Here is a 6268-nt window from a genome sequence, read left to right as displayed (position 1 = left end):
TCGGATACGCCGCACGTCCATTCATGATCAGCCCAACGCGGCCGGGCCTCCCCGGTTACGACTACGGCTCACATTCACATGCCAACCCAAACCCACAAGGGACGAAAGCTACCGAACCACCCTCTCAATAACCCGGCCTACCAGCAAATTTCGTGCAAATCGCATATGACCCACCGGGTAGGTTCTCGATTTCACCACGCGATCGCTTGCGCGCCTTCGATGTGGAGGGCGTGGAGCGACCCTAGCGTGATTCGCTCCACGCATGGCTCCATCAGTCAGGCAGCCAGATCGGTGATCAAGCCTCTGACCTGGGTGCCCCCGGCAGGAATCGAACCTGCGACACACGGTTTAGGAAACCGTTGCTCTATCCCCTGAGCTACGAGGGCGCGAGCGCCCAGTCTAGCGACCCGGGGGTTCACCTGGGGTGGCAGGGAGTGGCCCACGTTCACCCACGTCACCCGGACCCCTGTTGTTGCAGCCCAGGAGCGCACCCCGAGCACACGTACCCGGGTTGCGACCGGCGGTCGCCCGCGGTGGCCCGTGTTGGCATCGGTTCACCCGGGTTGGCATCCGCTGGAGAGCACACACCGCGCACATCATCGAAGATCATGTGGGGCTGCCCGCTCCCGGCTGGGCGTCGCTTGCGGCGGGGGCTTCGACGAGTTTGTCATTAGCCGCGTGGTGGCCCAGTCGTCGCTGTCGCGGTTCAGGTCCCTTGGGCCGAGGGCGACGTCATCGTCAGCGAGTCACTCGCGCGTGGCCGGCTCATGGGATGAGGTCGTCTCTGCTGTAGTGGCTCCACCAGGTAGGCCGGTGTCTGCGGAGTTCGCCGGTGGTGCGGGTCAGCAGGAGCCAGTTGCCGTTCTGGACCAGCGCCGCGTCCTCCTTCCGGGCGGTCAATACCCGGGCCACGGCCTTCATCATGTTCGGGATCCCCTTGTCGACCAGGTCGTCTGCCCGCATGGAGAAGTCGATGTCGACGTATGTCGCTGGCTCCCACTCCCAGCGGGTGCCGTCGTCGGCCTCGGCATCGAAGTAGCCCTGGCTGCCTGAGGAGACGGTCAGCGCGTACCCGCGGGTGTCGTAGAGGCGGGCACTGAACAGCCGTGCACGGGTACCGTTCGGCCTCGGCCTCTCGGTGACGTCGGCCCCCACGAGACCAGCCACGTCGTTCAAGGGGAGGTCGCCGGCCAGGGTCAACCTGAACTCGACAGCCATCTCGACGGCTACCCTCCGCCTCGATCAACGATTTGCATCATCGCACTTACTCGCCGTTACCGAACCGTGTTCCTTCGCGGCTCGCGATGCTGCGGCAGACGACGCCTCGCACGGCGGCGAGCCAGAACAAGCCCTCACCGCCCCGATTCATAGACGCGTCAGGGGTGGAGAATCCTGTCGTAGTCTTCGTCGTACCAGCCGTCGGTGTTGTGCTTTCGAAGGGTGCCCGCGACGCGGGTCAGCATCAGCACGTCGCCGTTGAGGGTCAGGGCCGCGTCCTCGGCCCTGCCGGCGAGGGTCCTGGCCACGGCCGCCAGCATATGGGTTTTGCCCTTGTCGGCCAGGGTGTCCTTGCGCATGTAGAAGCTGACGTCGACGTAGGTCTTCGGCTCCCATTCCCACAGAGCGCCACCGTCGTCCTCGGCACTGTAGTAGCCATGCCGGCCGCCGGTGATGTCCACGACGTACCCGCGCTCGTCGTTCAGGTCGGCGCTGAGCATTCTGCCGCCGGACGCCGTGGACGTCTCGACCGCTTCGGGAGCAGCCAGCTCCGCCACCTGTTCGAGTGGGATGTCGCCTGCCAGCGTCAGCCGATACTCGACAGCCATCTGCACCCCTTCATCAGTCTCGCCGGACGATCTGAATGATCGCACCGTCGCGCGATAGCGCCGCTAGTTCCTTCAGTCCGGTGATGGGCCAGTCGTGGAACTGCTTGTGCAGGGTCGCGAGGTCTCCTCGCCAGTCGTGGAGGTTCAGCACGACGCGTTGGGTCTGCTCCGTGTCGACCTTCCTGGACACCGCGCTCCACACTGCGCGTGCTGGCACGGGAGGAGTGGGTGCGTAGCAGTCGAAGACGTGTCCCTCGATGAGGAAGTCGGGTGCTTTCTCCGGCCTTCCCGAATCTCCGGTCTCGCGTCGTGCGTCCGCGACCTCCTGCCTGGTGGGGTTCTGGTGAACCCGGTACCCCTTGCCGGCGACCCTGTCAGCACACTCGTTTTCCAATTCCAGAGCACGCCGCTCCCGAGGCTTCTCGTTTGGCGGGATGCGGGTTCGACGCCCGGTAGGTGTCCCGCCCACGACGCCGGTGGGACGCCTCGCCCACGGAGCTTCCCTGTCGGCGTCCGTGGAGACAGTTCCGCCCACGGTGCGGGTTGTCGGGGATGGGTCGCCGGTGGTGGCAGGGGTGGGGCTGGTCGGTAGATGACCGCCAGCCCCCGTCAGTTTCCCAACGACCCCAACTGCCGGGCCTGCGCGATCGCCGCTTCGATGGCCTGCCGGGCCCCGCCGGTGCGCTGCACGACCAGCACCAGGACCTGCTTGATAGCCTCCAGGGCCTGCAGCAGCGGCCCGGGCTGCCCGCCCTGCAGGACCACGGCGACGAGCTGCTGCGCCTCACCGACTCCGGTGATGGCCCCGGCCACCGCGTCACGGGCAGCGTCCACGGCACTCTGCACAGGCGCCAGCCCGGCGATCGTCTCCTGCGGGGTGGCCTCGTTCGGCACCGCAGCGGCGGCCGTCGTCGCCTCACCGATCGAACCAGCAAGTCTTCCCAGGCCGCCCTGGATGCCCGTGATCGCGTTGCGCACCCGTGCCACACCCGCCGCCACCGCAACGAAGCCCGCACCAGCAGCCCGCGACGCCGTCTCCTGCGCCTGACGGTCGGCGGCGGCGGCCGACCCCTGCGCGCGTTCCACCCCGGCCATCAACGCACGGAGTTCACCGGTGATCTTCTCGATCTGTGACACGTGGCCGACGTCCCCTATCGATGAAAGTGGAAGTTCTCGACCGCTGAACCTACCGGGCTCCTCGCGAGGCCACTAGACACTGGGCGAGTCGGTACCGCAGGCGGCCAGTCGCATGAGCGGCTTCCGGTCCAGGTTCCAGCGCGTGTGGCGGGAGTGGATGCTACTGGCCTGTCAGTTGTCGCCGTTACGCAACTGAGGCATGTCGTAGAGGCTCGCCTCAGGGATTACGACGCATGACGGGCCCGCAAACCTCGATGATCAGCATTTCGGTGAGGAACGGGACTGTCGCGGCGAGCAGGTGACCGGTGTAACCGGTCGCGCTGTGCTCCTCGAGTCCGACGCTGACATCGATGTGCGGCGCGATCGGGTCGTGGGCGTCGTCGTAGGCGAGGGTGCCGCCACCGAGCGCTTCGACGTTGGTCAGGTGCACCTCGGTCCCCGGACTGGGGCTTGGGTCGTTCAGACGTTGGCAGGTGCCGACGATCTCGACCGTGCTGAATCCGGCGATGAAGACAGGAATGAGTCCTGGCCGGGGACCACCTGGGAGACCGTAATTCCGCGGCCTCGGCCAGCAGCTACCCTCGCCTTCGGGGTGAGGCTACAGCCAGTACAGGCCGTCATCACCGGCACGTAGCTGGTCATAGCTAAGGGAGGCGCGAACGGCGTCGTCCAACGACACTTCAGCGATTCTGTCGCCCAGCCTCACGGGTCCTCCTCGAACAACGTCAAGTGGGGCCGGACGACGGCCGGCTCGTCAACCGGGCGCCGGGACAGCGGCATGCCTACCGGCAGGACGTGGCTTTCCGAACTGGCGCAGGCGTCTGGACCTGGCGCCGCTACGTCTGCCCGCGTCCCTACCTGGTTCACTTGCAAGATTCCTGATCATGCTTTGTCCCTCGGCATGAGGCCGTGATGGTCGGCGAAGGAGCGAACAAGCGCTTCGAGCACGGCTTTACCCTTGGTTGGGGTGGCGTGGGACGGCAGACCAATGACGCCGCTGGTGGTGTAGCCATCCATGCCCCGCGTGAGAAGGTGGCGTCGATCGTCGGCTAGGTGGTCGGCCTGCTCGTAGCCATCACGCACCACTTCAGGCGCAACGTGCAAAAGCAGCGAAACCTCGAGCTCACCAGCGTGCATGTCCTGGTGAGCTGTGCTGTGCATACCGGCGGCAACGCGAGCGTCGTCCCAGTCAGCCCGAGCGGGGAACAGCGTCATCGCTGGCCCGGCGACGTTGGCCTCCTGAACAACGTTGGCGAGCGCGTAATTTCCACCGTGTCCGTTGATCATAGCGAGGCGATCAATACCAGATGCGCGCAGAGAGCGGGCGATATCAACGACCACGGCGGTGAGGGTGGTGGCGCTGATACTGACCGTTCCACGCCACGCCGCGTGCTCGTGGGAGCAGGAGATCGTCACAGGCGGCAGCAGGAAGAGGTCATAGCGCTCGGCGACTGCTTTCGCGATCGCGCACGCCACGACAGTGTCGGTCACCAGCGGTAGGTGGGTGCCGTGCTGTTCGAAACTCCCGACCGGGAGGACCGCGACGGAAGCCGCTCGCTCGGACTCGTCGCTGCTCGTCGCCGTGGTGATCAGATCCACGGGCTAATGGTTGCACGCTTCGAGAGTCGCCTGCCGATAGGTGAGCACAAAGGCGGCCGCTTCGGGAACGGCTGTCTGCTGGCGAAGGGCGACCGCTGTCGGGTTCAACCAGCGCAGGGCCCGTGTGGTAAACCGTCGAGCCGGTCCGCCGAGTAGTAGTCGAACCATGCGGATGGTTCCTTATCTGCGGGTCGGGAAAGATGGACGGCTGCTTGGCCGAAAGCCCGCAACGTTTCGGCCATGTTTGTTGTATCCAGGACCTCGGACTCCACCGCCGCGATCCAGGACTGGACTACCGGTACACCACTTCGTTCGGCATGATCAGCGGCGCCAGCGAGATAGCTGATGGCGGCCGAGGTGTTGTGCTCGGCTGCCGGCACGAAGGCGAGATGGCCGAGTACGGCTGCGGCTAAGAGGTCGTCCCCACCTGGCTGGCCGCTTCGTGGGCGAGCCCGAAGTAGCCCCGCGCGTCAGACGGTAGCTGCAGGCCGAATAGCGCCATCCGGCTGGCCAGCGTGGCGACTTCACTGGCCACCACTGTAGTTGCTGCCGGTCACCTCTTGCTTGCAGGGGCGGGGCGCAACTCCTGGCGCGCTTCACAGGTTGGGGCGGGCGTTGCGCCAGGCGACGGCGAGTGCTGCCACGTCGGGGTATCGATCGGTTGGGACCACGGTGCTGGCGTGTAAGGCGACCTGTTGTTGGTGGTGGGAGCCGCGCCAGCCGGGTGGGGAATCGAGGAGGTGGTGGATGGTGCGGCCGAGGGTGTAGACGGTAGTGCGCTGGTCGATGACGCCGCCGCGGACGAATTCTTCGGGGGCCATGTAGCGGCGAGATCCGGGGAGGCGGTCGGTGTCGAGGGTGAACGGCCCGGGCCGGTACTCGTCGAGGTCGATCAGGCGTATTCGGCGGGCGTGGAAGTCGTAGAGGAAGCAGCCGTCGTAGAGGTCGACCGCGACGTAGCCGGCGGAGGTGACGGCCAGGTGTGCGTCGAAGATGGTGTCGATGGCTGTTTCGACGTCGGACAGGGGTAGTTGCTGGAACCGGTGCAGTGCACTGCGGTCCGAACCGTGAACGGTGGCGTGGTTCAGCACGGTGCCGTCATGCCATGGGTAAACCAGGGTCGGCCCGTCGAGGACCTGCTCGGGGCGCACGATCGCCGGGTGCTGGACCGCGGCGTGGAACCGGGCGGCCCGCAGCAGGGAACGGCGACTGGGCGCGGTGGTGGCTGTCTTGACGAACCAGCGGCGCCCGGACGCCTCGACGCCGTAGGAGACGCACCCGGAATCCTGGGCATCGAAGACCGCGAACGCGGAGTCCAGGGGTAGTTCCATCACGTAGGGAGAGTACGTAGTCGGGATGCCCCTCGGGGATGACGATCAGCCTGACAGACAGGGTGGAGACTCTACGTCTCCCGGAGAGTGTTGCTCGTCGAGCCTGCTGGGAGGCTGCGGAAGTGTGGGAATTCAGCGAGCGAGCGTGCCGCTGAGGCTGTAGTTGTCCCACCAGGTTGGCCGGTGTTCGCGTAGTTGTCCCGTGACTCGTGTCAGTAGGAGCCAGTTGCCGTTGAGCACGAACGCGGCGTCTTCCGGCCGGTCGGTAGTTGTCAAGTCAAACTGAGACGGTTGGTTCCTGCTGGGTTGGCTTGTTGATCCAGGCGTGGTCGGGCAGTTTCGGTGCGCGGGGCCTGCGGTTGAACCGGTCCGGGT

Annotated in this window: 8 protein-coding genes, 1 tRNA gene and 1 pseudogene; all 10 read right to left on the bottom strand. The window is 66.0% G+C overall.

What is annotated here, in order from left to right; genetic code table 11:
* Positions 1-313: 313 nt before the first annotated feature.
* The 10 genes and pseudogenes from SALPAC6_RS0116380 to SALPAC6_RS29720 all read right to left on the bottom strand — a co-directional run bounded on the left by SALPAC6_RS0116380 (position 314) and on the right by SALPAC6_RS29720 (position 6169).
* A tRNA-Arg gene (locus tag SALPAC6_RS0116380) sits at positions 314-386 on the bottom strand.
* A 379-nt stretch (positions 387-765) separates the two neighbouring features.
* Positions 766-1218, bottom strand: a complete 453-nt coding sequence (locus tag SALPAC6_RS0116375) for a SitI3 family protein (RefSeq protein ID WP_018254460.1) — start codon at positions 1216-1218, stop codon at positions 766-768.
* A gap of 158 nt (positions 1219-1376) precedes the next feature.
* Positions 1377-1826, bottom strand: coding sequence for a SitI3 family protein (locus tag SALPAC6_RS0116370; protein ID WP_026189741.1), 450 nt, complete (start codon positions 1824-1826; stop codon positions 1377-1379).
* Between the two features lie 13 nt (positions 1827-1839).
* A complete protein-coding gene (locus SALPAC6_RS0116365; RefSeq protein WP_033666954.1) occupies positions 1840-2262 on the bottom strand; it encodes a CdiA C-terminal domain-containing protein in 423 nt (140 codons plus the stop codon).
* A 173-nt stretch (positions 2263-2435) separates the two neighbouring features.
* Positions 2436-2963, bottom strand: a complete 528-nt coding sequence (locus tag SALPAC6_RS0116360) for a DUF6244 family protein (protein ID WP_018254457.1) — start codon at positions 2961-2963, stop codon at positions 2436-2438.
* A 171-nt stretch (positions 2964-3134) separates the two neighbouring features.
* Positions 3135-3501 (bottom strand): annotated as a pseudogene (locus SALPAC6_RS30325) (DUF296 domain-containing protein); the annotation flags it as partial.
* A 344-nt stretch (positions 3502-3845) separates the two neighbouring features.
* Positions 3846-4562 (bottom strand): creatininase family protein, encoded by a 717-nt coding sequence (locus SALPAC6_RS0116345; protein WP_018254454.1) that lies wholly within the window; start codon positions 4560-4562, stop codon positions 3846-3848.
* A gap of 409 nt (positions 4563-4971) precedes the next feature.
* Positions 4972-5097: a hypothetical protein gene (locus SALPAC6_RS30820; protein ID WP_018254452.1), complete on the bottom strand. Its 126-nt coding sequence runs from the start codon at positions 5095-5097 to the stop codon at positions 4972-4974.
* A gap of 61 nt (positions 5098-5158) precedes the next feature.
* Complete coding sequence (locus SALPAC6_RS0116330; protein WP_018254451.1) at positions 5159-5893, bottom strand: protein kinase family protein; 735 nt, start codon at positions 5891-5893, stop codon at positions 5159-5161.
* A 132-nt stretch (positions 5894-6025) separates the two neighbouring features.
* Positions 6026-6169, bottom strand: a complete 144-nt coding sequence (locus SALPAC6_RS29720; protein ID WP_188117301.1) for a SitI3 family protein — start codon at positions 6167-6169, stop codon at positions 6026-6028.
* Positions 6170-6268 lie beyond the last annotated feature (99 nt).

The organism is Salinispora mooreana (genome assembly GCF_000379065.1).
In the GTDB taxonomy this organism is placed as follows: domain Bacteria; phylum Actinomycetota; class Actinomycetes; order Mycobacteriales; family Micromonosporaceae; genus Micromonospora; species Micromonospora mooreana.
The sequence above is the reverse complement of the archived record's forward strand: the minus strand, read 5'-3'. Positions and strand labels throughout refer to the sequence as shown.

Excerpts from the sequence above, each read along its gene's own strand:
- SALPAC6_RS0116375 (WP_018254460.1), bottom strand. The coding sequence starts at position 1,218 with ATGGCTGTCGAGTTCAGGTTGACCCTGGCCGGCGACCTCCCCTTGAAC.
- SALPAC6_RS0116370 (WP_026189741.1), bottom strand. The coding sequence starts at position 1,826 with ATGGCTGTCGAGTATCGGCTGACGCTGGCAGGCGACATCCCACTCGAA.
- SALPAC6_RS0116330 (WP_018254451.1), bottom strand. The coding sequence starts at position 5,893 with ATGGAACTACCCCTGGACTCCGCGTTCGCGGTCTTCGATGCCCAGGAT.